Consider the following 24,909-nt stretch of genomic DNA (forward strand, 5'->3'; position numbering starts at 1 on the left):
TGGGACTGCGATTCCGTTATTCAGCACACTTATGAAATGATATGCGACGTATCTTCTATCGCAATCCGAGAGAGATGCGGATTGCGTCATCAACAGCATCCATTTGCGACTGAGAGAGGCTACCGTACTTTTTCGTGATTCGCGCACTGATGTCAACGGTGCGAATCTGGTCAAGCTGGACATGCGAGTCTTTCTCCAGCTCCGGCATCGTTCCGGGTAGATTCACGTGGAACGGGTATCCCGTGTGGCCGTCAGAAATCGGGGCGATAATGGTCGTCGGGGAATTCTGGTTGCCCGCATCGTTTTGAATTACCACCGAACGGCGCGGTTTGTATATTTCACTTCCGCGGGTGTCGTCATCGTGTTTGCCCCCGAGATCCACTCGTACGACATCTCCTCGCTGAATATTCATTCGTCTCGTGGGGGGTCACCGAGATGCTGGTTTGCTTCCGTGCTGACCGCTGACCACTCCTCGTTCGTTTCCGCCGCGTGCTCGGCGTTCGCTTGATATGCCGCCGCGAGTTCGTCCTCCGTGGGACTCATTTCCTCATCAATCGCGTCTTGGACGAGTTGCGACAGGTTGATGTCTTGCTCATCAACCCACTCCTCCTGATCTTCTCGGATGGTGACGTTTTTCCGCTCCATATGAGTGTGTATCGAGTGTGTATTATTAAACTCACCGATGGTTCCTCGGGTTCTTGTTTTCAATAGAAATGCGAACGAAAAGCACACTCCCGACTACTGGTAATGAAAGGACTGAACGAGCGAAGCGATGGAAGCCCGCTTACTGGGAGTCTCTGACAGCATCTACGAACAATCCGACTCCCTTCACGGGATGATATCCATCGTCGGATTCGGAAATCAAGCGCAGTTCTTGCAAGAATCTCATCGTCGGACGATCCCTGTCGACAATCCCATTCGAATTCAGCTGGGTGAGAATTTCGTATGGTTCAAGCGGTGTATCGCTGATTCTGTCGACCTCGCTTTCGACTGTCGCTCCCGTCGGCGGAAGCTTTGTTGAGTCGTTCTGATCCGTGTCGAACGTTTGATCCGGTTGGTCGGTAATCTCGTCCGATGATGCCGCGGGATATGTGTGTATGATTCGGATGATCGATGCCGCTATCCTCTTCAACTCCTCCCGCTCAACTCCCGGTACTGCCGTGAACGTGTCTTTCTCGGTTATTTCCGCAGACTCAAGAGGGGAGGCTACCCGCTCAAACCGCTGTCCTGAAGCCTCCGTTCGTTCCCGATACTGGAGGAGGGTGTGCCATCCATCACTCGCCATGCCACTCTCTCCAATTACCCAAATGTGTGGAGTTGCAAGCTGTGTCTCCTCGCCAACGCTTCCAAACAATTTCAACAGTCCCGCATCTCGGTCGACATAGGACTCTGTCACCCTTGCGCTGAAGGATCTGTCCGCAGTTTGGAACTGGAGTATATCGCCGCTGGAACTCCGGTCGATCACCTTAACGATCTCTTCGTCAGAAGACGATCCCCCGTGAGCCGAAGGATTGGACTCCTCTTCCCTCGACATCAGAGTCAACTAACATATTGCATTCCAATCAGCGTTATCCCATCTGCTCCATCTCGAATTGAGTAGACGAAAAACAGTGGGTGGCTGTGAGAACGTTGAGCTACTCAGGGTCAGCAGGCGGGTCGAAATAGAACGTGTCGTCGCACTCCGTGTCCGAGTAGTGTTCGAGGAACTCATAGCGACACCCCATACGAATGGCGTCTAATGGGATCGCCTCTGTCCACGGAATCTGGACGAGCGTTTTCCCGTCCATCGTAGGGTGTGACGCTTTGAACGATACCGCTCCGTCGGTCGATATCGCGTAGTTCGGCAGCAGTTGTGTTGCGAGTACTGATGGGGGATCTAGCGGCACGTAGACCAGCAGGGCGATGTAGCCATCGTGCCGAAACAGCTTCGTCAGCTGTTCAAACCAGATCTTGAAGTTGCCTATCTGTCCGTCCTCGTATCGGTACTGGCAAGACTTGAGTTCGACTTTCTCACCTTCGCGCGTCCGGGCATCGTACCATGACCCGTGGTCTTCCTCCAGATCGAATTTCTCACGGAGATACCTCTCGGCACGCCACCAGATCGGCGGATCGTCTGAACTCGAAGAGGTGTGGTCGAGCTGGTACTCCTCATCGCGTAGAGGGTAGCGTCGCATCAGCGTCACCTCCAACCCCTATGGAATCGCTTTGAGGAGAGGGTGAAGCGACTCTTCAGCCCTCTTAATTGATGGCGAGAGGTTATGAATGGGTTGTCTCTCCCGGGCCGATCAACTGATCGTGCCAATCTTCCAGATAACCGTCTTCCGGCTGGTTGAATGTCAGTGCCTCTCCATCGTGGTCTTAGATGGCCAGTCATGCCTGTCTCGATCATTGTTTGCCCGTCTCCTGTGGTCGCTCTATAGCACCGACTGCTGGTGCTGCCCTCGAGGATCTACCCCGGGTAAATAAGAATTATGTCAGGAGTGGGATCTCGATGACTCCGGCCGTATTTATGGACAATAGGTATGAGTGGAATGCCCCGCTCAAAGAAGCGGTAAATTAGTTGCACCCTCCCAAAGGGCCAACAGCCCACCGCAGTCCGTGCGGTGAGTGCCGCCGACTGAGCGGGGCAACAGCATATAGTGACGTGATAAAAATGGGTGTAATACTGCCGGTAGATGTTGCAGGTTCTCCTCTTGATGACCTCACCTGACGTTCCCGCGGGAGCACACACCCCGTGTCTTGAATGAATATCTCGGCCCTCCACCTCTGTAGAGTCTCGGAGACTCTGGCACACACCCCTCGTCTTGAATGTAATTGCGAATCACGCTCCGTGAGAGAGGAGCCCTCACTCGATACTTTCTGTTATCGGAAAGGCAACATATTCTATCATACAGTGCATTGTCCCGAGTATGGAACGCCGCGAGTTCTTCGTAGCGGCTGCTGCTACGCCCATCGTGGGGTTTCCCGACTTTGAGAAGGCGCAGAGCGATTCCTCGAAGCTTCCAGACTCAGATGATCCGATGGTTTGGTTTGGCCTGCTCTCCGTGGCTGTAGAAGCGCCGGTCGACGAGGCGGAGGCGCTTGAGGCAGCTGAGTGGATTCGTGATGACCGCGAGATAGAGGAAGCGATACAACGGGCAGCTCGGGACGAGTACGACGAAGATGAACTGATCGAACGGTTTGTTGCGACATCGGACTGGGTGGAGTATGAGTGACGAGCTTCCTTCACACTCTGAATTGGATGATCTCCCGGATGTGATCCTTGAGCCGCCAGAACGGTTCGACCGGATCGAGAACCGGATCGGGTGTTGTGGCGTGAAACCGAACCTCGTCTATGGTGGGTATGTCCATCGGATTTGGGTGACGCACGCCGTCGATTTCGTTCGGGAAGTGTATGACGGAGATGTCGACGCCTATGTAGATATGTTCGCACCCAATCTCTGTTCCCCAGAGGTAGAGAAAGAAATGCGGGAAGCTGTCAAGCAGGCTCTCGAGTTCCACGACGAATACGAGCGAGAATTCGAGACACTGCGTGAGTACCGAGAACAGGAGTGGCAGCGGATCCGTGAGGAGAGCAGTAACAGTGGCTCAGATACCGTCCAATAGCTCCTGTAGCTCCCGCATTTTCTGCTCAGCTTCCCACTCCTCCGTCTTCTCGTGTTCTCCAGCGATTCGATAGGAGTGGGCGACGAGCGAGTTCACGCTTGCCAGAAAGTTCTGCATATTGTGTCGTAGCTGCTCGTCTGACTCGCTGCTTTCCAGCTCTTCGTAGTTCCTCCTCAGGATCTCCATTGTTGTGCCAAGGTCATCGGGCATATCCGGATCCGATGACTCAACCCTAATGAATGCCGGCCTGCAGCTGTTCTGACGTCTCTTTGACTGTGATGGCGTTCTGGCCTATTCCCGTAGGCACCATACTAACTTCACGGCTCTAATCAGTACGTCACGACCGGGATTTTAGAGTTCCACGAGAAACAGAGGGGTTAGAGTAGATTTCATTCAAGACGTGGGGTGTGTGGGTATCCAACTGGACTCCGGGACTGGTGAACTGTATTCTTGAGTTTTCATTCAAGACGTGGCGTGTGTGGGTGCTCAATTCAACTGCGGTGTCGATGATCTATACTCTCAAGCTTACATTCAAGACGTGGGGCGTGTGGGTAGATTTTGTTAGTCCTCGCGTGGGTCGCCAACTGGAACATCACCGTATTCCGGACAGGAGACCCAGCCCTGTCCAAAGGCACCGCCGAGCCCCTCATCAGGTCGCCACTCGTGTTTCTCGCCACAGTTTGGACACTCGACCACGGGTGGATCGATCTTGATCGCTTCTCTGCGAATGTAGTGGTTGCCTTGATAGGAATCGCAGTGCTGGCAGACGTTTCCCCACACCTCTTTTTCGAGAGTGTTGCTGTAGACACGCTCAACAGGCGTGTCGTAATTCGCAAGGACATCGCCGATTGGTGTATCGAGATGATCGTGCCGTGGCCAAACAACAGGAGTGTCCTTACCACACTGCCAACACTCTGTGCGCCACGTCAGCAACTGATCGGCGTCGACAGGAAGATCATCGGGAAGCATCTTAACTAAGATTTCTCAGCACAGTATTTGATTGCTATCTTCAGCGTGAGTAGTCGCACGCCGGTATTCCACCAGCACGGTCTTATCCAAGTAGAGGAGTACCAGTCGCGATATGTCTATCTCCCTTAAAAATATAAAGGGAGCTTCCGTTGGTCAAAAGCAGAACTATCGTAAGTGCAGAAAGAGAACATCAGACAGGTGAACGATGGAAACCGACCCACGTATCGACGCAACCACTCTCGACGACTTTCTTCTCGCGGCTCGTGAGCGGATGCGCGATGACGGTCGGATCAACTTTCGCGTCGTCTGTGTAACATCAGAGTTGGAGTGGGAGGATTTTCTTACTCGGTGTAGAGGCTGGTTTGACATCGAAGAACAGGGTGATTTCTATGAACTGCACGCAACATACACGAAGCACAACAAGAAGTTTGATGTCTTTCTCTACCTGTTCCGGCATCCCGAGACGGGATCGCCAACCTTCCTCACTCTGAACTCGCACGACGACTTCCGCCGGACAGCAGACTCGATGATCACCCGGGCCGAAGGAATCTACTATATGTGGTTCCCGCCTGACGAGATGTCTTTGCTGAAGGAGCAGATTCTTGACGAGGAGGGCAGTCGTCTAATCAAGTTTGAGGGCAAGAAGTTCGGTCGTGACCGGAAGTACGAGGAAGAGCGGAGACCGGGGACTCGCCGTGAAGGTGAATACGCCGGTGAAGATGCCGCAGAGACTCTTGAGGAACGGAAGAAAGAGTACGGGATTACGCCCACCCATCTCTACTTCGAATGGCCGACGAAGGGCGACTTCCACTTCCGCGACGAAGGTGAGTTCGTCCTCACGCGTGGCGACCCCAAGTATTTCTTCAATGAAATAGTCACTTCGGGCCTCAACGAGGTTGAGCCGCTCAACACCGCAATCAAAGCCTCGGAACTCCACATCGTAGAGCAGCAAGGCGTTCAGCAAATCGAGAAGGAAACCTTAGAGATCAAGCTGACGAAACCGCTGGAATATGAAGAGGCCGACGACCTCATTAATCAGATGAAAAACGTCGGTTTCTACCCGTACTCCTATCAAGCTGCCGAGGGCAGTCTACTTCTTAACGGCCGCATCGTTGACGAGTCGAATGGCGGGATGATTTCTCTCTCGACTGATGGCGAGGTTCTTTCTGTTCTCCCGCGGTACGAGTCTGGCTTCGACTCTCTCCTTCGATTCTACCGATTCATCGTGGAGCAAATTGACGCCGATGCCACCGTCGTGGGGGTGTCCTGATGACAAGCAAAGATCTCGATGCACGGATCGAAAATCTCCCCGAGGAGAAACGCGAGGAGTTTGAGGCTCGAATTGAGCCATTCGAGGAAGAGTTACATGAAGAGTTGTTTGACCAACATACGAGCGAGATTGAGAACCAGATCACGGATGACGAGGCCGAATTGAGTGACTTCAACGTCGTCGTCTCCGGATTTCTTGAACGGGATGGCACCGAGTACACGTTCATTAGGACGGAACCCCTCATACACGAGCAGGACAAGAACTTCGACCTGCTTGTCGCGGCCCCCTCAAAAGGGGTAGCGGTGCTAGTTGAGATTGAACGCACGCTTCTTGACCGGCTTCCGGGGAAACTCTCGAAATTCGAGGGTAAGATGGATGTCGTCAAGTCTAACGGGGCCGACTTTGACGTGAATGAATACTTCGAGAGGGTACTATCGATCAAGCCCGACGAGACCGATTACGTCCTCTCTTCCCAGCACCTCGGTGAGAGTGAACTCCGGGATGCGGCCGCTGCCGAAGACCTCAATTTCATCGCATGGTTGTTGGGATCCCATGGGAACACCTGTCGAATCAAGGACTTCACCATCAAGACAGACAGAACAGCTCCCTTCGACGGACACGCGGATGACGAGTTGACAGAGTACATCCAGACAGAGTTGGCCAAGGGAGTTGAGAAGCAGGATTACGTCAGCTTCACCTACTCCTCGTCGAAGTATTTGAAGCTGAAGCATATGTCGATCGCGCTGGTTAACCGATACCAGCGGCACTCCGAAGACGGCTCGTTTGATTACGAGGATTGGAAGCGACTGTTTGAGGCGGACGTTGATTTGTACAACTACCTTGAAGAGGAGAAGCGGACGCTGTTCAAGCGATATATCAAGTACGCGAAAGAGATTGGCGTCGTCACGGTTGAGGAGGACAACGGTGACCGTTTCGAGAACAAATACCGAGTGAAGTCGCGGGCAACGAAGGATCAGGAGAAGCTTATTGACGAGTTGATGGAGAAAATGGCGAAGACACGGATGGAGGAAGACTTTGAGGAGGCGTTGCGCGAGAAGAAAGAGCAGATTGTGACTGAACTGGAGCAGGATCACGCGACCGGTGGCACGACATTATTCGATTTCGAGGGCATCGAACTTGAGGAAGACGACGCTGAAGCGGATGATGATTAAGTCTTAGTGAAGGAGAAAGTACGATAAACTCTTGTCACAGAATTCAGTTCGCGTTCTCACACACCCCATCTGTGAGAGTATGCATGCAAAGTGAGTACTAGCACCCGCGCGAACGGGGGGAGCGTGATTCACTGAACCGAGGTCGAAGGTCGAGGTTCAGCCTTTTAAAATAGATTTTTGGGAGTGATTCCCGTAGCGAGCGAAGCGGGCGAGGAAATCCGACCGGAAAAAGTACGATGTATTGAACGAATACTGCTTGAGAGTGGAAACGGTCTATGTGACTCTTCCCCATAAGCAAATTCATATATCCAATACGTACCACGATTGTAAGTAATGAGCGACGCGGAACTATTAGACGACCTCTCTGGCTTCGAGTTTGAGGATCTGATGGAGGATGTTTTCCGGAATCTCGGCTACGAGAACGTTCGACAGGCCGAGCGTACAGCCGACAAAGGACGGGACATCCTTATGGAAGAGGTCGTCGACGGAACGCGTCGCGCAATCGTCGTGGAGTGCAAGCACACCGGTTCGGTTGGCCGGCCCGTGGTTCAGAAACTCCACTCGGCGGTGTCGACGTTCGACTTCGACGGCCCCAAACGCGGCATGGTCGTGACGACAGGCCGGTTCACCTCGCCGGCAAAAGAGTACGCTGACGACCTCCGCGAGGCCGGCGATCCCCATGCCATCGAACTCATCGACGGTACCGACCTGCGAGAGATCGCCGACGAGATCGGCCTTGATCTCTACAACGGCCGCATCGAGATCATCTGTGACGAGACCCTGCGCCCGTTCGATCCCACCAGCGGTGTCGATGCTCCCGTGCGCGAGGCCTTCCGCGACATCGACAACATCGACGCGGGTGAGATACCAACGCCCCAAGCACGGGCGGAATTCCAGCCGGTCGTCCTGATCACGGCGGATGTCAACGCCGTGTTCGAAACGTCGGTCGGCGTCATCCATCGTGTTGACGAAACCGACCGCTTCGTCGTCCACGCTCGGCGAGGACGGCCCGACATAATGAAAGGGGCGGTTCGTAGGCTCATTCAGGAGAACAGGCGCCAGACGACCGATCTGGATGAAGACGAGTTCGCCGATGTGTTCGATGCCATCGACATCCACCGGTTCGGCCAGACTGAGACAGAATACAAGGACTGGGCCGTCGACCGCCTACAGGAGCGCCACACCACGACGGTCTCCTACACCGGCGACAACAACGTCACCTACACCAAGACGTGCGAGCCGAATCAGTCGGACATCTCAGTGCAGTCGATCACTCCGATCTACCTCCCGGAGATCCGCCAGACCACACGTCTCCAGCAGTACGAGTACCCCTACGAGTACTATGCCGCTGGCCCGTCACGCGTGACAGTTGAGGATGGCATCCATCGGTGTGTCCACTGCGAGACGGCCGGACAGGATACCGACTACACGTTCTGTACCAACTGCGGGAGTATCAACTGTCCAGACCACACCAAGACGGAGCGGCTGGAACAGGCGCCCGTTTGCACGGGCTGTGCCGTCACCGAGCGATTCGCGTTCAAGACGAAGTACTTCTACGACGAGGAGAATCTGGAGACGTTCCGTGCCGAGTACGAGGAGATGCCGCTGCACGAAAAGGCACGAGAAAATCCACCTCTCGTTGCAGGTGTACTGGTATCGATGCTTCTTGCACTCATAGTCGGTCTCGTCAGTACAGGCATCATCTGACTGAGGGAGAACTCTATCGCAAATCGCTCCCCGTCAAGTACGTCGTTTGCCGTCGAATCGGTCTGTGAGCCGCTCCTTTGGGGAGTAACTCGGCAAGATAAACTGGCTACCACCTTCTTCGGCGAGAGCTTACGACCTTCTCGACCACTGGGTCTTCCCGGGTGCGCAGGCAGTATCAACCATTGAGGGCTGATGGCCCACCGTGGTCGCCTGAGTCGGTGTAGGCCTCGACGGCCTCTGTTGCGTCTGCGAGCGCGAGTGCGGCCCGTGCAAGCTTCAGGTTCCGATGCGTCGTCTGCCACTCTGTCACTGCCGCCGCATCCAGTTCTGTGTCATCGATGGCCGCGGCGCGTGGGGATTCTGCGCCGGTCTGTTCCTCGAATTCCCGGACAGTCTCGCGAAGCTCTGTGACGCGAGCCGAAAGCGTCTCAACATCGACCGAATGGAGGATCTGCCCCGCGCGTTCGAGGACAACCGAGCGGGGAGCGCGTTTGTACCGCGTCCCGTTCTCATCCGGCGGGGAGGCTGTCTTGACGAAGCCCTCCTCGGCGAGGATATCCAGATGCTTGCGTGCAGTCGTCTCCGAGATTAGCGCCCGTTTGGCGATGGTGACGACCGACTGGGGGTCGTACGTCCGTTTCATCACGGTGCGAACGCGCTCGCCGGGGTTGGTGTCCGCCGCCCACTCCTTGGTAACACGCTTGTTCACGTTGGTGGGACGGTCGTCGGCCATACGTCATCTCGTGGACGCGGATTAATTTATTTTGGGAGCAGCATACCTGTTCCCTGTCAGCCGCGATATCCATACAGAACACCAATGGTTCACGCTTTTGCTGTAGCCGGCTCTTTTCTCCTTTGGGGTGTAATATCCGAATATGGACGTGATCGAGGCTCTGGATAAGTTGCGTGAGGGCGAGATTGAGGCCGACGAAGTCCGTGAAATGCATTCGGATATAGACGGGATAGAACGATCGATCTCGGTCGCTATCGTACAGCGCGAGCAGACAATGGACGAGGATGAATTTAAGCAGTCATTTGAAGCGGATTTCGAGTTGGAGTGAATCCGACGCCGGCAACTAAGTTACCACACGGAGGATCCGGAGTCATGACCGATGACCTCCCCGACTCCATCCGAGACGCGCTCAACGATGCCAAGGAGGCATTCGAGCCACCTGCCGATCCCGACGAACTGGAGCCCGACTATCCCGCCGATATGACCCCGGAAGAGCGGGTCGATCACGTCCTCACGAACGAGTACCCGCGGTGGCGGGGGATGGAGTGGATCGCCGCTGCCGCCGACACTGATATCGAGCAGGCGCAAAGCGTTGTCCGAGAACGCCTCTCCGAGGGGGAAATTGAGGCCTCCGGTGAGGGAGTGAGGCGGAACCGGTATCACGTCTACTTCGAGGAGGTCGAGGAGCTGACTGAGAAGCTGGACGATCGGGGCCAGATCTGATAGTCTGGTCGGGAATGGGCTGTCACCCAGTCGACCGACCAGTCGGGAAATATGCTCGAGTGACCGTGACCTACTTGCTGCTAAATGTCTCCTGCATAATAGCACCGCTGAGTCGCATCATATCTCGGTGACGGGAGGCGACCCGACCCACCATCATTTTCGTGTTCGCCTCTGCGCACTCGTCCATCTCGGTGACGATCCGCTCCACATCTTCGTCTCCATCCCACACTCCCTGATCCGTCATCCACGCGATGTCCTCGCAGCAGGCGATCTTCAGGTACTCCCTCACAACATCGATGTCGACCTCTTCTTCAACACCGTACTCTTCGAGGAGTTTGGGAGCGACCTCGTCGGTTTTATCGAACAGTTTGTCGATCGACGCACGACTGATTCCATGAACTGTGGCCAGCGCGTCTTTGCCGTCCTCGCTGGAGTCGAACTTGGGCCCTCGCATATGGCGCCGACGTCACTGGATTCGGATAAATGCCGGCCCGATCACTGGGAGTTCAAATAAGGTAATTCAGAATTAGGTATTCTAAAATACCCTATTTTAATCTACCTTATCCGACGCTGTTATTGCGGTGGCCCCAGACTGTGAGCATATGGACGCGTTCGTTGACCGTGATGCGGACATTGCGGCCCTCCAAGAGCGGTACGATACCGACAAGCCCTCGCTAATCACCGTCTGGGGCCGCCGGCGTGTCGGGAAGACGGAACTGGTCGAACACTCCATCCGCGACAGGGACGACGTCGTCTACTACCAAGCCACGGAGACGACGAAGCAGGTGCAACTCGACGATTTCGTGGCAGAAGCTGCACGAACCTTTCCGGGTATCGAGCGCATTCGCCGCGAGTGGGAGGATGTCCTCGGCTACCTGATCGAGCAAGACGCGCTGATCGTCCTCGACGAGTTTCCGTTCCTGATCGAGAGCGACGAGAGCCTTCCCTCGGTCATCCAGCGACTGTGGGATCACGAGGTCGAGGGCACGAGTGCCACGCTAGTGCTCGTCGGCTCGTCGATCAGCATGATGAAAGAGAAGGTGATGAGCGGCGGAAGCCCGCTTCACGGCCGGTTCGATATGCGCCTCCAGCTTGAGGAGCTGTCGTTCGACGCTGCCACAGAGTTCTTCCCCGACTACGATCCCGAGGAGACAGTACTGGCGTGGGGTGTCTTCGGCGGGACGCCGCACTACCTGCAGGCCATTGACGACGATCAACCATTACGGGAGAACATCCGGGATGCCGTGCTTTCGAAGCGTGGATTCCTCCACGACGAACCCGAGTACGTGCTGCGTACCGAGCTGGAGAACCCGAACCGTTACTTCTCGATCCTGAAGACGATCGCCGCCGGGAACGAGAGCCCGAACGAGATCGCACAAGCAGCTGGCATCGACTCCGATCAGATCAGCCACTACCTGAAGAACTTGCAGGACTTGGAGATCGTCGACCGAGAGGTGCCGGTGACCGAAAACCCCGCGCAATCGCGACGCGGGCAGTACGTCTTGAAGGATGCGCTGTTCCGGTTTTGGTTCCGATTCGTCTACGGGCAGGGTGACAAGTACGACCGGGCAGGCACCGATGCCTACGAGGAGTTGATCGAACCACACCTCGCGGACGCGGTCAGTCCGAAGTTCGAAGAACTGTGTCGAACCGCCGTGTACAATCTCTACGACGAGTACACGTTCGATCGCGTCGGTCGCTGGTGGTATCAGGAGCAGGAGGTCGACGTGGTCGGACTGACATCCGGCGAGACGATGGTCGCCGGCGAGTGCAAGTTCACTAGCCAGCCGATGGGGTACGACGTGCTGCACGACCTCGAACGCGACGTGGAGGACATCCGTTGGACGCCGCAGGGCGGGGGAGACGTCACTCACGAGTTCTGCTTGTTCTCTCGGAGTGGCTTCAACCAGAGCCTGATTGAGGCCGAAGAGGAACGTGACGACCTCCGCCTGTTCTCCGTCGCGGACGTCGTCACTGTGTTCTGATTCCGCGACTCAGGTGGCCAACACTCGTTCCTTCCAGAAAGTGACGGCGGACGATTGTTTGACGTCAGATGTTTCCTGAGCAAGCACGAAGAAGAACCGATCACATACCAACTGGTTTGAACGAGAGCGACGGGAGAGTCGCTCAGTCACAGGGGTGGATGGCTTGCTCGATTGGAGTGTCCCCACCGAAGAGCCGGATCGTTTCTCCGACCGTCGCCTCGTCGTCGAGACAGGCGACGACCGTCTGCGCGACATCAGCTCGCGGGATGTCGGGCCCGTCGTCGTCGTGGTACTCGAAGGCTGCTGACACCCGCCCTGTTCCCTCCTCGTCGGTGAGCGTCGTCGGCCGCAGAATCGTGGCACCCAGTGCTGACTGTTCCAGATAGTCGTCGGCACAGCGTTTGACCACGCGATACGGGGCAAGTGCTTCTGGCTCGGCCAGCGGCTCGCTCGCGTTGTACGCGCTGATCATCACGTATCGATCGATGTCGCCGTCGACACAGGCGTCGATGCTCCGGCGGGCTCCCCACAGATCGATCAGCAGCGTCTTGTCCCAGCCGGTACCTCCACCGGAGCCAGCGGTGAATACGACCGCGTCGACACCCTCGAGCGCCGGCGCAAGCTCGCCCTCGAGGTCACCGTATCGCGGCTCCCCACCTCGCTCGCGGACGGCGTCGAATTGGGATTCGTCACGCACGACGCCGATCGGATCGTATCCGGCGTCCGCGAGGCGAGGCACTAACTCGCGGCCGATGCCGCCGTTCGCACCGATAACTGCGACTTGCATCGTGTATCGTATCGATGTGGACTCGGCTCAATAGACGCTGTGGTCGTCGAACACCGTCCTGATGGAACGACTGGGTTCAGAAATGCGATTGAGACATGACGACGCAGAACGATCAGAAAGAGTCGTACTGATACAGACAGAGGCAGACACGCGCCGATAGTCGAGTCCCGTATTCACCGGGTTCGTGTGCCGACAACGTTGCTCCATCCGTTAAGCATAATCCCAATGCCTGACATATAAGAGATAGCTGTACAGGGAAGTAGTGGTAACCAATCCTGACAATATATTTTAATAGTGGCAACCATGGCATCGTACAAACACCCGCTCGGTATCGTCGCATCGCTCCCGGAAGAAGACGTGAAAGAGCTGGACGAGGGAATCCGCGGCGATCTCGTCCTCCCTGATTCTGAGGACTACGAGGACACCCGCAACGTCTGGAACGGGCTCGTCAACAAGTATCCCGCACTCGTCGTCCGGGCGAAAGGGGCGTCCGACGTGGCCAATGCCGTCGGCTTCGCCACCGACCACGACCTCGACCTCGCCATTCGTGGCGGGGCACACAATCAGGCAGGCACCGCCCTCGCGGAGGGCGGGCTCGTCGTCGACCTCTCGGAAATGGACAGCGTCAGCGTCGATCCCGACGAACAGGTCGCGCGTGTCGAGCCCGGGACGCGAGCCGAGGATGTTCTCGCCGAGACCCAACCCCACGGCCTTGCGCCGCCGACTGGAAGCGCCGGTGATGTCGGCATCCCGGGCAGCACGCTGGGCGGCGGTATCGGCTGGATGCGCTGCAAGAACGGCCTCGGCATCGATGCCCTCCGGAGCGTCGAACTCGTCACCGCCGAGGGCGAGCTGGTGAAGGCCTCGCCCGAGCACAACGAGGATCTGTTCTGGGCGGTGCGCGGTGGCGGCGGCAACTTCGGCGTCGTCACCAACTTCGAGTTCGACCTGTACGAGGTCGGCCCGATGGTGCAGGGCCTCGGCATCTTCTACCCCGCCGACGCCGCGGAGGACGTGCTGGAAACCTACCGTGAGGTGATGGTGGATGCCCCCGAGGAGCTGACCACCATCCTCCTGCGGGGCGAGGTGCCGGGACTCCCGCCGATGCCCGACGAGTTGGCTGGCACGCCCGCGGTCGGCATCCTCGGCTGCTACACGGGCAACCCCGAGGAGGGCGAGGAGGTCATTGAGCCGCTTCGCAGCGTCGCCGAACCGTTGATCGACATGAGCGACGTGATGCCCTACGAGATGCTGCACGACCTCGGCACGCAGATGTACCCGTGGGGCCGCAAGTACACCCATCGCTCGGTCTTCCTCGATGAGCTGACCGACGAGGCTCACGACATCATCTTGGAGCAGATGGACGAGGCCCCGACGCCGATGGATGCGATCGGTATCTGGTCGATGGGCGGGAATATCGGTCACGGCCCGGACGCGGCCTACGCGTGGGCCGACAAGCAGTATATGATCACCATCGAGGGCAACTGGGAGGAGACCGCGAACTCCCCCAACCTCGAATGGGCTCGTGAGACCGAGCAGTTGCTCCGCGACCTCGATGATGCCGGAGCAGAAGGTGCGTACGCGGGCTTCACCGGTGTCGAAGAACAGGAGTGGGAAGACTGGAGCGAACAGGTCTACGGCGACAACTACGACCGGCTGGCCGAGGTGAAGGCTGAGTACGACCCCGACAACGTGTTCAGCCTGAACGTCAACATCGACCCTGCTGATCGCGGCGACTAGACCGTCGTACTATGGGAGTGAACGAGCACCGATCACTACATCGCCTTGACCCAGCCGGGGACGCTGGCCATCCCGTCTTTGTCCTCCCAGCCGTTCTCGAAGAGGTACTCGGGTAGGCGCGTGAACTCGAACCCGAACCGTTCTTCGAGTGCCGGGATATCAGCTGAGTAGCCGACCTCGTTGAACCACTCGCACATCACGGTGAATTCCTCGCCGAAGTCCTCGACGGCCTCGTCGGTCGGCACGTGGACGGGGTCGACGTCGACGCCGGTCACCCGCGAGAAGATCTCCGCTGTCTCCCTGAGCGTCAACTCGTCACCGGCGAGTTCGATGCGCTCGCCGATGAACTCGTCGGGGCGCTCGAAGGTAACAGCTGCAGCGTGTCCGAGGTCGTCGACGTCGATCATCTGCAGTTCGACGCCCTCCTCGAGCGGGAACGCGAGCGTGCCGTCGAGGATATCCTCGGCGAAGGCCTCGAAGTTCTGGAAGAAGAACACCGGCTGGAGGACGGTCATCGGGAGGTCGAGATCCTGTGCATGCTGTTCGATCTCCCACGCCGAGTCGAAGTGGGGGATACCGGTGTCCTTCTCGTGGCTGCCGACGCCGCTGAACACGAAGTGGTCGACGCCCGCCTCGGCGGCCACGTCGGCGATGTTCTTGCCCTGCTGCACCTGCGTCTCGTACCCCTGTGTCCAGAAGTTCGTCACCGCGAACACGGCGTCCACGTCGTCGACGTGTTCACGGAGGGTGTCCGGTTCGTTGAGGTCACCCTCGACCATCGTCACGCCACGGTCTTCGAGTCCTTGTGCGGTGTCACTCCCCGCGTCGCGAGTCAATCCACGGATGTCGAAGTCCGTGTCAGCGGCGAGCAGGTGATCGATGACTGCGCCACCTTGATTGCCCGTTGCGCCTGTCACGAGAACGCTGGTCTGGTTGTCACTCATAATTGAATTATCTACGCGTTGATTCGAGTGAAGCTAGTTGGCTTCCGATACACAGCCGCGATACGCAGTCGTACTGTTACAGCGGAAGGTAAAAATGACTTCTGTGGACGCCGGAATCACCACGTGACACCGATGTCACCTTGTGGAACCCAGATTGACGATTCGTTCGGCAGATTAGCGATCTCTAGCTACTACCGTTGGCCGCTTGTCGTTCGATCCTCTCTGATCGGCGGGCACAACGAATGAGACGCTGCCATCCCAACGGCCGGTATGGTCACTTACGACGGTGGTGAAGGCGTTTTGCTCGGGCTGGCGTGTGGTGACGCGCTCGGCGAACCGGTCGAAGGCTGGTCGGCCGACCGCATCGCCGCAGAGTATGGGACACTCACGGAGTTCGTTGACGGTCGCGTCCCGCCGGGCGGTCTCACCGACGACACTGAGCAGGCACTTCGGTTGGCGCGAAGCCTCGTCGAGTGTGGCGGCTTCGACCCCGACGACGCCAGCCGGCGATTCATCGAGTGGTTCGAGGGCGGCGCCGTCGGCATCGGCGGCCTGACCCGTCGCGTCCTGCGCCGGATCGTGGACGGTGACGACTGGGAACGAGCGAGCCGCGAAAGTTGGGAAAACAGCTCGGAGGGCCGCAACGCTGGCAATGGGAGCGTGATGCGGTGTGCCCCTATTGCTGTCGCGTACGCCCACGATTTCGACGAACTGACGACCGCCAGTCGCACCTCCTCGAAGCTCACCCACTACGACCCCCGCTGTGTCTACGGCTGTGAACTCCTTAATCGGGCGATCGCAGGCTACCTCCGTGACGAACCACGGCCGCTGGAGGACGCACTCTCCGCACTTCCCGAGGAGGCCCCGGACGAACTGATCGCGGCAGTCGAACCTGTTCCCGACGAGATCGATCCCGAGACGCTCTCGCCGACGGGATACGTCGTCGATACGCTGCAGGTGGCGACGTATCACGCGCTCACGGCCGACGACGCCGAGTCGGCCGTCGTGAACGCCGTGAATGGGGGCGGTGACGCCGATACTATCGGCGCCGTAGCGGGTGCGATAGCAGGCGCTCGCTTCGGTGCCAGCGCTCTCCCCGACAGATGGGTGGATGAACTCGATCGCGGCGACGACCTTCGGCGACTCGGTCGCGAGCTGGCCGACCTCGATACGTGACCATCACGCCCACTAGACGGTAACAGGGACTGAACTCGTCGTTGAGCGCGTCGCTTCCGACAAGAGAGAGTGAACAAGGAGCAGGCGGTACGGTTCGATGAGAGACACGACGAAGCCAACCCCGTCGACAGCGCACCCGACCGCTCTTGTGGTCGGTGACCTGAATGTCTCGTATGGTCGAGGTTCGAGCACTCGCGACCGACGCGGTGATCGTACTCGAAGGGGAGGTGGTGCTCCTTGAACGGGCACACTCGCCCTTCGAGGGAAGCTGGGTTCTTCCGGGTGGCCTTGTTGAACCCGACGAAACCGCACGAGAGGCCTGTGTCCGCGAGGTGAGTGAGGAGGTTGGTCTCGATGTCTCGGTTGAGGAGTTCGTCGGGCTCTACGACGATCCGGATCGGGACGAGCGGGGAAACGTCAGCGCGGCGTACCGATGTACGCCTGTCTCCGACGACACACCGACACCGCGTAAGGAAGCACGGCAGGTGGAGACCTTCGACCCGGCTGATCTACCGGAGATGGGCTTCGACCACGAGCAGATCGTCACCGACACGCTCCTCGACTGACAGGCGTATCGGCGAGTCAAATGGCTCGGTACATAGTCACCGGTCTGTCGGCTGCCCGAGTTTGTGTTTAGAGCCGGCTCTGGACACGGCGTATGACTTATATTACAGTAGTATATGTAATACACTATGGGAAGTGTGAGTTTCCGTGTCCCCGACGAGGTGAAAGCACGGATGGAAGAACACGATGAAGTAAACTGGAGTGCAGTGCTCCGTGACCACATCGAGGAGGAACTCCAGCGTCTGGAATCGAAGAATATCGCCCACGCAGTTGCGACCAGCGAGCGATTGAGCGGTGCTATCGACGCCGACGAGGTGGCGACGACGAACACGGCAGAACGGATTCGTGAGTTCCGTGATGCGCGGTACAGCGAGGAGTGACCCTGATGGCCGACGTCGTCGTCGATACCAGCACTGTTGTCAAGTGGTACATTCCCGAGCAGCATCACGAACAGGCCCGAGCACTTCGTGACGATTTCCTCAACGGCAAACACGACCTGTGCGCACCGGCACTCATGCCCTTCGAGGCCGTCAATGCACTCAAGTACAGCGGCCACTACGATGGCGAGCGCCTTCGCGAGGCTGCACACTCGCTCGATAACTACGGTATCGAACTCGTCTCGTTCGGGTCAGTCGGCCCCATCGCGGAGATTACGAACACCGTCGATATCACAGCCTACGACGCTGCCTACGTCGCACTCGCCGTCGAACGGGATGGGACAGCCTACACCGCCGATGGGAATCTCTTGCAGGATTTAGACGGGAGTGAGTACGAGGGCACCGTTGCCCACATCAAGACCTACTGAGCGATAAGTTGTGTTTCCTACTGCATACAGCCACTCTATTCAGCATCCCGCTCCAATCAGTTCCAGATGGTTTCAACAGAACCCGCGGTTCGTAATCACTGTGGCCGAACAGGTTCCTCACACTCGTAGCATTCCGCGAAGACCTGTGTCTCGTCCTCAGCCTCGTACTCGATGAGCACAGCTTCCGCTGGGATAGCCGACCCGCAGAACGGGCACGTGCCAAGTTCCGACGCTGTGTTCGCCATGGGAGTTGGGAAAGGGGGAACTTGGAGCGTGTGACAAGGTTCCAAGTTCCACGTGGATATTGAACCTCCATATGTAAATCACTCGGGGAAGCACGGTGAAAGTGATAAACGAGGCCGAGATCACTGAGCCGCCGAAGTCTCGACGGCGTGTTCCTCAACCAACTCAACGACATCGTAGACGTGAATCCCGGATTTGAACCACAGCACGCAGTCGGCGGTGTCGCCGAAGTCCTCCTCGGCGCAATCCAATCGCTCCGAGACGGCCACCACCAGATTGTCGACATCCGCGTCGCGGATCTTCGACAGCTTCTCGTCGAGATACTCGGGCGTCCAGAATCCCACGATTTCGAGGAGAGCCCGGCGACCGTCGGGATGTTCGACCGCAAAGTCCGGTAGCATCACCTCCTCGCCAAGATCCAGCACGTCATCCTCGCGCACCAACTCCCAGTCAGTGTTCGCCCGCTCCCATTTGGAAGCGAGCGTCCGCTCGACATCGCTGTCGAACTCGTCGCCGGAGCTGTAGGGCGATGACAGCGAATCTGTGTGGTCGAGTGCGAGTGTACGCGTCCGACTCACTGCGTCATCGTCTGCAATTGCTGCCTCCATCTCCCAGCGGTCACACAGCGGGAGCGCCGGCAGGAAATTCGCTAACCGGATGCCGTACTTGCGCGTTTGAGAGAACAGCGACGCCGGCCCGTCCAGCACGGCCTCGTATCCATCGGCCCGACCCGTGTTGGCCACGCGCTCGCCCTCTGCGTCGATGGGATAGATACGATGCATCAGCCCGAACAGCTTGACGTAGCTGAACACTGTTGCAAAGCGATCCCACACGCGGATGCGCATCTCCGTGGCGTCGTACAGCACGGCCTGCGCGAGTGCGAGATTGTAGCGGGCAAGCAGCCAATCGACCGTGATGTCGTCCTCGCGGTAGCGGTCGTCGGACTGGCCCGTGAGTTGGGTGGTTGATGAGCCGCTCTCGTCGTCGGCGTGATCCTCATGGATGCGATTTCCGAACCGAACGAGGCGCTTGTTGCGCTCCAAGTCCGCGTACATCCCCGTGTAGCACTCCTCCAGCGAGATGCCCAGCTCGTCGGCCACGGTGCTGTACACCTCCAGCTTCTGGGTGTCCTCACCGAGTGTGGGCTGGCGCACGATCGGATACCGCTCGTTGGCCTTCTCGAAGAGTCGCTGGCGAATCTCGCGTGGCTCGACAGGCGCCACTGTCTCGAACTCGGACTCGTCTCGCAACAGCTTCGCCAGTCCTTGGATGATCTTGTAGTCCGTGTCGGCGACGGTCAGCTCATCGATCTCGTCCTCGAGGTCGCCCTTCGGTTCGCCCAGATGTGCATCGAACAGGTCGATCAGCTCGCGGGCTGTCTGCCGGTATCGCTTCTCGTGGGGATCGATGAACTGGGGTTTGACCTCATCGTCGGTCGTGCGCGAGCGGGCGAGATCAGCTGTCAGCACTGCCGGTCACCCCCTGTCGTCGCTGTTGGGAGACGTAGTTTTCCTTGGTGTCGGCGGCGATGATCTCATACAGGCGGGCGGGTTCGCGTTCCTCTGTTGGGCGAAGAATCCGGCCAAGCCGCTGGGCGTACTGCCGCTTGGAGGCGCTTCCCGAGAGGATGATGCCGACGTTTGCGGCGGGCACGTCGATGCCCTCGTCCAGCACCTGCGACGTCGCCAGCATCGAGTACTCGCCGGTCTTGAACCGCTCCAGTATCTCGGTGCGCTCGTCGGTCTTGGTCTGGTGGGTGATGCAGGGGACGACGAACTCCTTGGAGATGTCGTAGGCGAACTCGTTGTTGGCGGTGAAGATGATGACGCGGTCGTCGTGATGGCGCTTGATCAGGTTGTCCAGCGTGTCAAGTTTCTTTGCGGCGGTGCGGGCGATCTTCTCGGCACGCTGCTTGGCGATCAGTGCCCGTCGTCCCTGCGGGTCGTAGGAGGTGCGCTGGAGGAACTCTTGATAGCCCGTCTCTTTCCAGAGGTCGAAGTCGTGGCTGTCGACGTAGTCGCGATAGATCTGGTACTCCTCGTCGTATCGCTCGCGCTCCTCGGACGTGAGATCGACAGAGAGATGGATCGTCTCGTACTCGCTGAGGTACTCGCCGGCGAGATTGTCCACCTGCTCCTCGTAGACGACCGGGCCGATCAGGTCTTCGAGCACCTCGTGCTTGTCGTCGGCCCGCTCGTAGGTAGCGGTCAGCCCCAACCGGTAGGGCGCGATCGTCATTTCGGGAATCTGCTGGTAGGTGGGGGCTGGCAGGTGATGCACCTCGTCTACGACGAGCAGGCCGAACCGGTCACCGTACTCGTCGATGTAGCGATAGGCGCTGTCGTAGGTGGTGACCGTGATGGGCGTCACGTCGTGGGAGCCGCCACCGAGGACACCGATGTCTTGTGAGAGCTGGTCGCCGAAGGCGTTGGTGAGAGTGGCGTGCCATTGGTTCATTAGGTCGATCGTCGGCACGACGACCAGCGTCGCGACACCGGCGTCAGCGATGGCTTGGATGCCGAGAAACGTCTTCCCGCTGCCAGTCGGGAGCACGACGCTGCCTCGACGGCCGTGGTCGCGCCACGCATTGAGCGCGGCCTGTTGATAATCCCGGGATTCGATCTGGACGGCTGGCATGAGCGCGATGTCGGGATAGGCCCGCGCGTCGTCCGTGAGATCGACGTCTTGTCCTGCACTCTGGTGGAGTTCTAATTGCCCATTCTCGGCCGTTGGATCGTCCCACTCACCGGCCCAGTCTCGAATCGACCGATAGTGGCGGGCCTGAGCGCGATACTCGTCGACGCGGTCGTCCCACTCCGCGTGAGGCACACCATCGGGGGCGTCCCGGAGCAAGAGCGTTCCATCGTCGAACTCGATACGCATTTCGGGTGGAGTGAGACTTTGCGACTGAGGCGGTTATCAGTACCGGAGATAAGGGTGTTATTCAACGGTTCAAAACACCAGTTCTCTGCTTCCTTGGTTAGTACAGAGGAGGTGAGTGGCGGCAATCACCGAAAGCTTATCAGCGTGATTCGCCACTAAACAGATATGGCGAGCACGTCACGCGACAAGAAGCGGGATGGGGTGGAATTCATCCGTGAAGATGACGGGAGCGTGACCGCTCATGATATCGAGACCGGTCTCGCGAGGGGTGGAGACACTCGTGCCGACGCCCTCGCACAACTGGCCGAAGTCCTCCGACTCGAAGACGGGGGCGGAGAGCCTATCGACGATCCGGACGACTTCCTCCGGACAGAGATGAACATCGATCCTGACGACCTCGACGAGCACGACGAACTGCCAGAATTTTTGCAGTGAATGGTTCGGAAAACGTTTTCCGGACGAGAGATAGCGAAAGTCCTCCGGAGTTTTGGATACGTTCCCGTCTCCCGCGAGGGAAGTCACGTCCGACTCCGATACGAACATCCCGAGACCGGTGAAGTTCGGAATGTCGACGTCCCTCAACACAAGGAAGTACGAATTGGAACACTGCGGTCAATTGCAGACCAGTGTGGTGCAGACGACTTCGAAGCGTGGTGTGAGTGGATCGACGACCACGCCTGAGCTTGGTTCGAATAGCCCTGAAGTCAACGCCAGTGCGAACTGCTATGTGATATCCGGGCACCAGAGTCCCGAATACCGTGTTGTCTCACGCGTCGCCGTGGTGGAACTCATCACGTCCGCACAATTGTAGGTCTTGAGCACGAATCGACGCGTATGGGCCGGAATATGCTCGTCGACGGCGAGTGGAAGACAGACCTCGAACCGTATACCGACGAGGGCGGCGCGTTCGACCGGGCCGAAACCTCGTTCCGCGACTGGATTCGGGGCACCCACCGAAACGCAGAAGATGTCGTCACGGACGGGCCGGAACCCGAGGCCGGTCGCTATCATCTCTACATCGCGCGGAACTGTCCGTGGGCACACGGGGCCGCGCTCACGCGCCAGTTGGCTGGACTCACCGACGCCGTCACGATGGACATCGTCGACCCCGTCCGCGAGGACGAGGGCTGGGAGTTCACGCCCAAAAAGGACGGCTGCACGCCCGAAACCGTCAACGGCGCCGATTACCTTCGCGAGGTGTACGTCGCCGCCGACCCCGAGTACACGGGCCGCGTGACCGTCCCCGTGCTGTGGGATAAACGGGAGGATACCATCGTCAACAACGAGTCGATCGAGATCATGCGGATGTTCGCCACCGCGTTCGACGATGTCGGTAACGACGGGATTGACCTGTATCCCGAGGCCTACCGCGAGGAGATCGACCGCATCATCGACGCGATCTACGACCCCATCAACAACGGTGTCTACCGCGCCGGCTTCGCGGAGTCGCAGGAAGCCTACGACGAGGCCGTCACCGATGTCTTCGACGCGCTCGACCACTGGGACGAGGTGCTGGCCGACCAGCGGTACCTCGCCGGCAACCGGCTGACTCTCGCAGACGTGCGGATGTTCCCGACGCTCGTCCGCTTCGACCACTGCTACCACACGGCCTTCAACTGCGACCGGCAGTACCTCCACCAGTACGAGAATCTCTGGCCGTACCTGCGCGACCTCTACCAGACGCCCGGATTCGCAGAGACGGTGCGAATGGAGCACATCAAGGATCAGGGCTACTATCAGGGCGAAATCACGCCCATCGGCCCGGATATTGACTTCGACGCACCACACGACCGCGACCAGCTGTCAAGTGAAGAGCCAGCAGTACAGACATAGGACGTGGGAAAGGCCAGCTGCGCCATCGAAGATGAACCTCTCCACCGAACAGATCCGCGATCTCGGCACGAGTGAAGTGTTCGATCGCGCCCGCAACTACCGCGACGAGGAGCGCATAGAGCGCATCGACCGCTTCGACGAGACCGTAAGCGCCGCCGTGCAGGGCTCCCAACCTGAACCCTACGAGGTCGAGATCCAGTTCGTGGATGGCGCTGTCGAGCCCGAAACCGTCGACGCCACCTGCACGTGTCCGTACGACTGGGGCGGGTACTGCAAGCATATCATTGCGGTGCTGCTGGAATTCGCAGAGGGCGATGTTGACCTAGAAGACGAGCGCGAGGCCGTCGAACGTGTCCTCTCTAACGCCCATCCCGAGGAACTCCAGAAGTTCTTGCTCGAGGAGTCCGAGCGCGACGCCGATCTGCGACGGCGACTGCTGACACGCTTCGAGGAGCAGGACACGCAGAGCCTCTACGATTACAAGAAGGAGATGAGCCAGCAGTACCGCGGCCCCTACACATACCAGTACGAGGGCCCCGACTTCTCGGAGTTTCACGACCTCGCGGAGACCCACCGTGAGCAGGACAATCCGCTGGAGGCGGCCATCATCTACCGCGCGATGACCGAGGTTCGGATCGAGAATATGGACATGGTGCAGGATTACTACGGCGAGGACTTCGAGACAGAACTCGACGCGTTCGTCGAGTGCATCCGCGAGGCCGACCTCGGCCACGAGGAGAAACGCGAGTACATCGACTACCTCTTCGAACGGTGGGGAAGCGACGATTCAGCCGTCGGCACGTTCTCGGGCCAGTACGAGGACGCACTCTGGGATCTTTGCACCCACGACGCGGATCTACAGTACTGGCGCGACCTCCTCGAAGACGACCTCCCGGCCGAGATTCCCGAGACGAACGAGCCCGACGACGGGATCGGATCGTTCGATACGCGCCGCTACGAGGCCGAACGACGCATCGAAATGTACGCGGACGTGCTGGATGCGCTCGGCGACACCGAGACACTCCGGGAGGTGTACGAGCAATACTATCCCAACATCCGGGAGTTCTGTGTGCGGTATGCCCGTCTACTCGCAGCTGAAGGCGAGAGCGACCGGGCAATCGAGGTTGCTGAAGAAGGGCTGGACGCGCTCTCGAATGTCGGAGAGCTTCGATGCTTTCTGATCGACGCGTACGCCGACCGCGACCCGGAGCGACGCAAGGAACTCCTCCGGGAGCAGTTCCTCCAGTCGGGGGACTGGGAGTACTACGAGCAGTTGCGGTCACGCTGCTCGGACGACGAGTGGAAGGAGATGGTCGCGGACTTCGAAGCGCGGTTCAAGGACTCGAACGTGCATCGCTTGATCGACCTCTATCTGCGCGAGGAGCACACGGCAGACGCGTTCGAGACGGTCATCGAGGCGGCTCGCGAGGAATCTGACGATACCTTCCGGCGAGCGGTCGGTGACAACGGCCTCACGATTTTGAGCGAATACCGTGATGATGTCGCGGACTACGATCCGGTGACCTACTACGAGGTCTACGAAGAACGTCTCGAACCGTTCCTCGCGGACACGACAGGCCGCGATCACTATCAGATGGTCGTGGAGTACCTCGAAGAGATGCGAGATTTGGGTTTCGACGAGGAATTTGAGGCGTTCGTCGCGCACCTGAAAGAGAAGCACTCGAACCGACCCGCCTTTCTCGACGAAATGGAGGCGCTCGATAATGATGTTTGAGCCACCGATCCCGCTCAAAACCAGCCCAAATTTT

The 24,909-nt window shown here is 58.4% G+C and carries 29 protein-coding genes; 17 read left to right on the forward strand and 12 right to left on the reverse strand.

The window, feature by feature from the left end; translation table 11 throughout:
• Positions 1–55 precede the first annotated feature (55 nt).
• From Hbl1158_RS00495 to Hbl1158_RS00510, 4 genes are all read right to left on the reverse strand, one after another.
• The gene (locus tag Hbl1158_RS00495; protein ID WP_255764108.1) at positions 56–412 is read right to left on the reverse strand and encodes a type II toxin-antitoxin system PemK/MazF family toxin; all 357 of its coding nucleotides are present in this window, start codon (positions 410–412) and stop codon (positions 56–58) included.
• Positions 409–645: a hypothetical protein gene (locus Hbl1158_RS00500; protein ID WP_234298132.1), complete on the reverse strand. Its 237-nt coding sequence runs from the start codon at positions 643–645 to the stop codon at positions 409–411. The genes Hbl1158_RS00495 and Hbl1158_RS00500 overlap by 4 nt, the downstream gene beginning before the upstream one ends.
• Before the next feature lie 139 nt (positions 646–784).
• A complete protein-coding gene (locus Hbl1158_RS00505; RefSeq protein ID WP_234298133.1) occupies positions 785–1,534 on the reverse strand; it encodes a hypothetical protein in 750 nt (249 codons plus the stop codon).
• Between the two features lie 100 nt (positions 1,535–1,634).
• A complete protein-coding gene (locus Hbl1158_RS00510) occupies positions 1,635–2,174 on the reverse strand; it encodes a hypothetical protein (RefSeq protein WP_234298134.1) in 540 nt (179 codons plus the stop codon).
• Positions 2,175–2,909: 735 nt separating this feature from the next.
• Here Hbl1158_RS00510 and Hbl1158_RS00515 point away from each other — a divergent pair.
• A complete protein-coding gene (locus Hbl1158_RS00515) occupies positions 2,910–3,215 on the forward strand; it encodes a hypothetical protein (RefSeq protein ID WP_234298135.1) in 306 nt (101 codons plus the stop codon).
• Entirely contained in the window at positions 3,208–3,606 is a 399-nt protein-coding gene (locus tag Hbl1158_RS00520) for a hypothetical protein (protein ID WP_234298136.1), read from the forward strand. The genes Hbl1158_RS00515 and Hbl1158_RS00520 overlap by 8 nt, the downstream gene beginning before the upstream one ends.
• On the opposite strand, the gene Hbl1158_RS00525 is transcribed toward Hbl1158_RS00520, so the two are convergent.
• The gene (locus Hbl1158_RS00525) at positions 3,589–3,816 is read right to left on the reverse strand and encodes a hypothetical protein (RefSeq protein ID WP_234298137.1); all 228 of its coding nucleotides are present in this window, start codon (positions 3,814–3,816) and stop codon (positions 3,589–3,591) included. The genes Hbl1158_RS00520 and Hbl1158_RS00525 overlap by 18 nt on opposite strands.
• 351 nt (positions 3,817–4,167) lie before the next feature.
• Positions 4,168–4,575, reverse strand: coding sequence for a hypothetical protein (locus Hbl1158_RS00530; RefSeq protein ID WP_234298138.1), 408 nt, complete (start codon positions 4,573–4,575; stop codon positions 4,168–4,170).
• 205 nt (positions 4,576–4,780) lie between these two features.
• Between Hbl1158_RS00530 and Hbl1158_RS00535 the strand changes: the two genes are divergently transcribed.
• The 3 genes from Hbl1158_RS00535 to Hbl1158_RS00545 all read left to right on the forward strand — a co-directional run bounded on the left by Hbl1158_RS00535 (position 4,781) and on the right by Hbl1158_RS00545 (position 8,724).
• Positions 4,781–5,845 (forward strand): hypothetical protein, encoded by a 1,065-nt coding sequence (locus Hbl1158_RS00535; RefSeq protein WP_234298139.1) that lies wholly within the window; start codon positions 4,781–4,783, stop codon positions 5,843–5,845.
• The gene (locus tag Hbl1158_RS00540; RefSeq protein ID WP_234298140.1) at positions 5,845–7,017 is read left to right on the forward strand and encodes a hypothetical protein; all 1,173 of its coding nucleotides are present in this window, start codon (positions 5,845–5,847) and stop codon (positions 7,015–7,017) included. The genes Hbl1158_RS00535 and Hbl1158_RS00540 overlap by 1 nt, the downstream gene beginning before the upstream one ends.
• A gap of 333 nt (positions 7,018–7,350) precedes the next feature.
• The gene (locus Hbl1158_RS00545; RefSeq protein WP_234298141.1) at positions 7,351–8,724 is read left to right on the forward strand and encodes a restriction endonuclease; all 1,374 of its coding nucleotides are present in this window, start codon (positions 7,351–7,353) and stop codon (positions 8,722–8,724) included.
• A 175-nt stretch (positions 8,725–8,899) separates the two neighbouring features.
• Here Hbl1158_RS00545 and Hbl1158_RS00550 read toward each other — a convergent pair whose 3' ends face one another.
• Positions 8,900–9,457, reverse strand: a complete 558-nt coding sequence (locus tag Hbl1158_RS00550; RefSeq protein WP_234298142.1) for a winged helix-turn-helix domain-containing protein — start codon at positions 9,455–9,457, stop codon at positions 8,900–8,902.
• A 142-nt stretch (positions 9,458–9,599) separates the two neighbouring features.
• Between Hbl1158_RS00550 and Hbl1158_RS00555 the strand changes: the two genes are divergently transcribed.
• A complete protein-coding gene (locus Hbl1158_RS00555; RefSeq protein ID WP_234298143.1) occupies positions 9,600–9,785 on the forward strand; it encodes a hypothetical protein in 186 nt (61 codons plus the stop codon).
• 44 nt (positions 9,786–9,829) lie between these two features.
• A complete protein-coding gene (locus Hbl1158_RS00560; RefSeq protein ID WP_234298144.1) occupies positions 9,830–10,180 on the forward strand; it encodes a hypothetical protein in 351 nt (116 codons plus the stop codon).
• Between the two features lie 70 nt (positions 10,181–10,250).
• Here the strand turns inward: Hbl1158_RS00560 and Hbl1158_RS00565 are convergent, their stop codons facing one another.
• The gene (locus Hbl1158_RS00565) at positions 10,251–10,634 is read right to left on the reverse strand and encodes a hypothetical protein (protein WP_234298145.1); all 384 of its coding nucleotides are present in this window, start codon (positions 10,632–10,634) and stop codon (positions 10,251–10,253) included.
• Between the two features lie 148 nt (positions 10,635–10,782).
• On the opposite strand from Hbl1158_RS00565, the gene Hbl1158_RS00570 reads away from it, so the two are divergent.
• On the forward strand, positions 10,783–12,165 hold the full coding sequence (locus Hbl1158_RS00570; protein ID WP_234298146.1) for an ATP-binding protein: 1,383 nt from the start codon (positions 10,783–10,785) through the stop codon (positions 12,163–12,165).
• A 142-nt stretch (positions 12,166–12,307) separates the two neighbouring features.
• On the opposite strand, the gene Hbl1158_RS00575 is transcribed toward Hbl1158_RS00570, so the two are convergent.
• Positions 12,308–12,952, reverse strand: a complete 645-nt coding sequence (locus tag Hbl1158_RS00575; RefSeq protein ID WP_234298147.1) for an SDR family oxidoreductase — start codon at positions 12,950–12,952, stop codon at positions 12,308–12,310.
• A 303-nt stretch (positions 12,953–13,255) separates the two neighbouring features.
• Between Hbl1158_RS00575 and Hbl1158_RS00580 the strand changes: the two genes are divergently transcribed.
• Positions 13,256–14,692, forward strand: a complete 1,437-nt coding sequence (locus Hbl1158_RS00580; protein ID WP_234299560.1) for an FAD-binding oxidoreductase — start codon at positions 13,256–13,258, stop codon at positions 14,690–14,692.
• Between the two features lie 35 nt (positions 14,693–14,727).
• Here the strand turns inward: Hbl1158_RS00580 and Hbl1158_RS00585 are convergent, their stop codons facing one another.
• Positions 14,728–15,609 (reverse strand): NmrA/HSCARG family protein, encoded by an 882-nt coding sequence (locus Hbl1158_RS00585; protein WP_234298148.1) that lies wholly within the window; start codon positions 15,607–15,609, stop codon positions 14,728–14,730.
• 297 nt (positions 15,610–15,906) lie between these two features.
• Between Hbl1158_RS00585 and Hbl1158_RS00590 the strand changes: the two genes are divergently transcribed.
• The 4 genes from Hbl1158_RS00590 to Hbl1158_RS00605 all read left to right on the forward strand — a co-directional run bounded on the left by Hbl1158_RS00590 (position 15,907) and on the right by Hbl1158_RS00605 (position 18,181).
• Positions 15,907–16,812: an ADP-ribosylglycohydrolase family protein gene (locus Hbl1158_RS00590; protein WP_234298149.1), complete on the forward strand. Its 906-nt coding sequence runs from the start codon at positions 15,907–15,909 to the stop codon at positions 16,810–16,812.
• Between the two features lie 173 nt (positions 16,813–16,985).
• Positions 16,986–17,378 (forward strand): NUDIX hydrolase, encoded by a 393-nt coding sequence (locus tag Hbl1158_RS00595; RefSeq protein ID WP_234298150.1) that lies wholly within the window; start codon positions 16,986–16,988, stop codon positions 17,376–17,378.
• A 126-nt stretch (positions 17,379–17,504) separates the two neighbouring features.
• Positions 17,505–17,756 (forward strand): hypothetical protein, encoded by a 252-nt coding sequence (locus tag Hbl1158_RS00600; protein WP_234298151.1) that lies wholly within the window; start codon positions 17,505–17,507, stop codon positions 17,754–17,756.
• A 5-nt stretch (positions 17,757–17,761) separates the two neighbouring features.
• The gene (locus tag Hbl1158_RS00605; RefSeq protein WP_234298152.1) at positions 17,762–18,181 is read left to right on the forward strand and encodes a type II toxin-antitoxin system VapC family toxin; all 420 of its coding nucleotides are present in this window, start codon (positions 17,762–17,764) and stop codon (positions 18,179–18,181) included.
• A gap of 365 nt (positions 18,182–18,546) precedes the next feature.
• Here the strand turns inward: Hbl1158_RS00605 and Hbl1158_RS00610 are convergent, their stop codons facing one another.
• A complete protein-coding gene (locus Hbl1158_RS00610) occupies positions 18,547–19,893 on the reverse strand; it encodes a DUF790 family protein (protein WP_234298153.1) in 1,347 nt (448 codons plus the stop codon).
• A complete protein-coding gene (locus Hbl1158_RS00615; RefSeq protein WP_234298154.1) occupies positions 19,880–21,307 on the reverse strand; it encodes a DEAD/DEAH box helicase family protein in 1,428 nt (475 codons plus the stop codon). The genes Hbl1158_RS00610 and Hbl1158_RS00615 overlap by 14 nt, the downstream gene beginning before the upstream one ends.
• Before the next feature lie 165 nt (positions 21,308–21,472).
• On the opposite strand from Hbl1158_RS00615, the gene Hbl1158_RS00620 reads away from it, so the two are divergent.
• From Hbl1158_RS00620 to Hbl1158_RS00635, 4 genes are all read left to right on the forward strand, one after another.
• A complete protein-coding gene (locus tag Hbl1158_RS00620) occupies positions 21,473–21,742 on the forward strand; it encodes a hypothetical protein (RefSeq protein WP_234298155.1) in 270 nt (89 codons plus the stop codon).
• Entirely contained in the window at positions 21,743–21,988 is a 246-nt protein-coding gene (locus Hbl1158_RS00625) for a type II toxin-antitoxin system HicA family toxin (protein ID WP_234298156.1), read from the forward strand.
• A 153-nt stretch (positions 21,989–22,141) separates the two neighbouring features.
• The gene (locus Hbl1158_RS00630) at positions 22,142–23,140 is read left to right on the forward strand and encodes a glutathione S-transferase family protein (protein ID WP_234298157.1); all 999 of its coding nucleotides are present in this window, start codon (positions 22,142–22,144) and stop codon (positions 23,138–23,140) included.
• Positions 23,115–24,875, forward strand: coding sequence for an SWIM zinc finger family protein (locus Hbl1158_RS00635; protein WP_234298158.1), 1,761 nt, complete (start codon positions 23,115–23,117; stop codon positions 24,873–24,875). Before Hbl1158_RS00630 ends, Hbl1158_RS00635 begins: the two co-directional genes overlap by 26 nt.
• The last annotated feature ends 34 nt before the right edge of the window (positions 24,876–24,909 follow it).

It is taken from the genome of Halobaculum sp. CBA1158 (genome assembly GCF_021431925.1).
In the GTDB taxonomy this organism is placed as follows: Archaea; Halobacteriota; Halobacteria; order Halobacteriales; family Haloferacaceae; genus Halobaculum.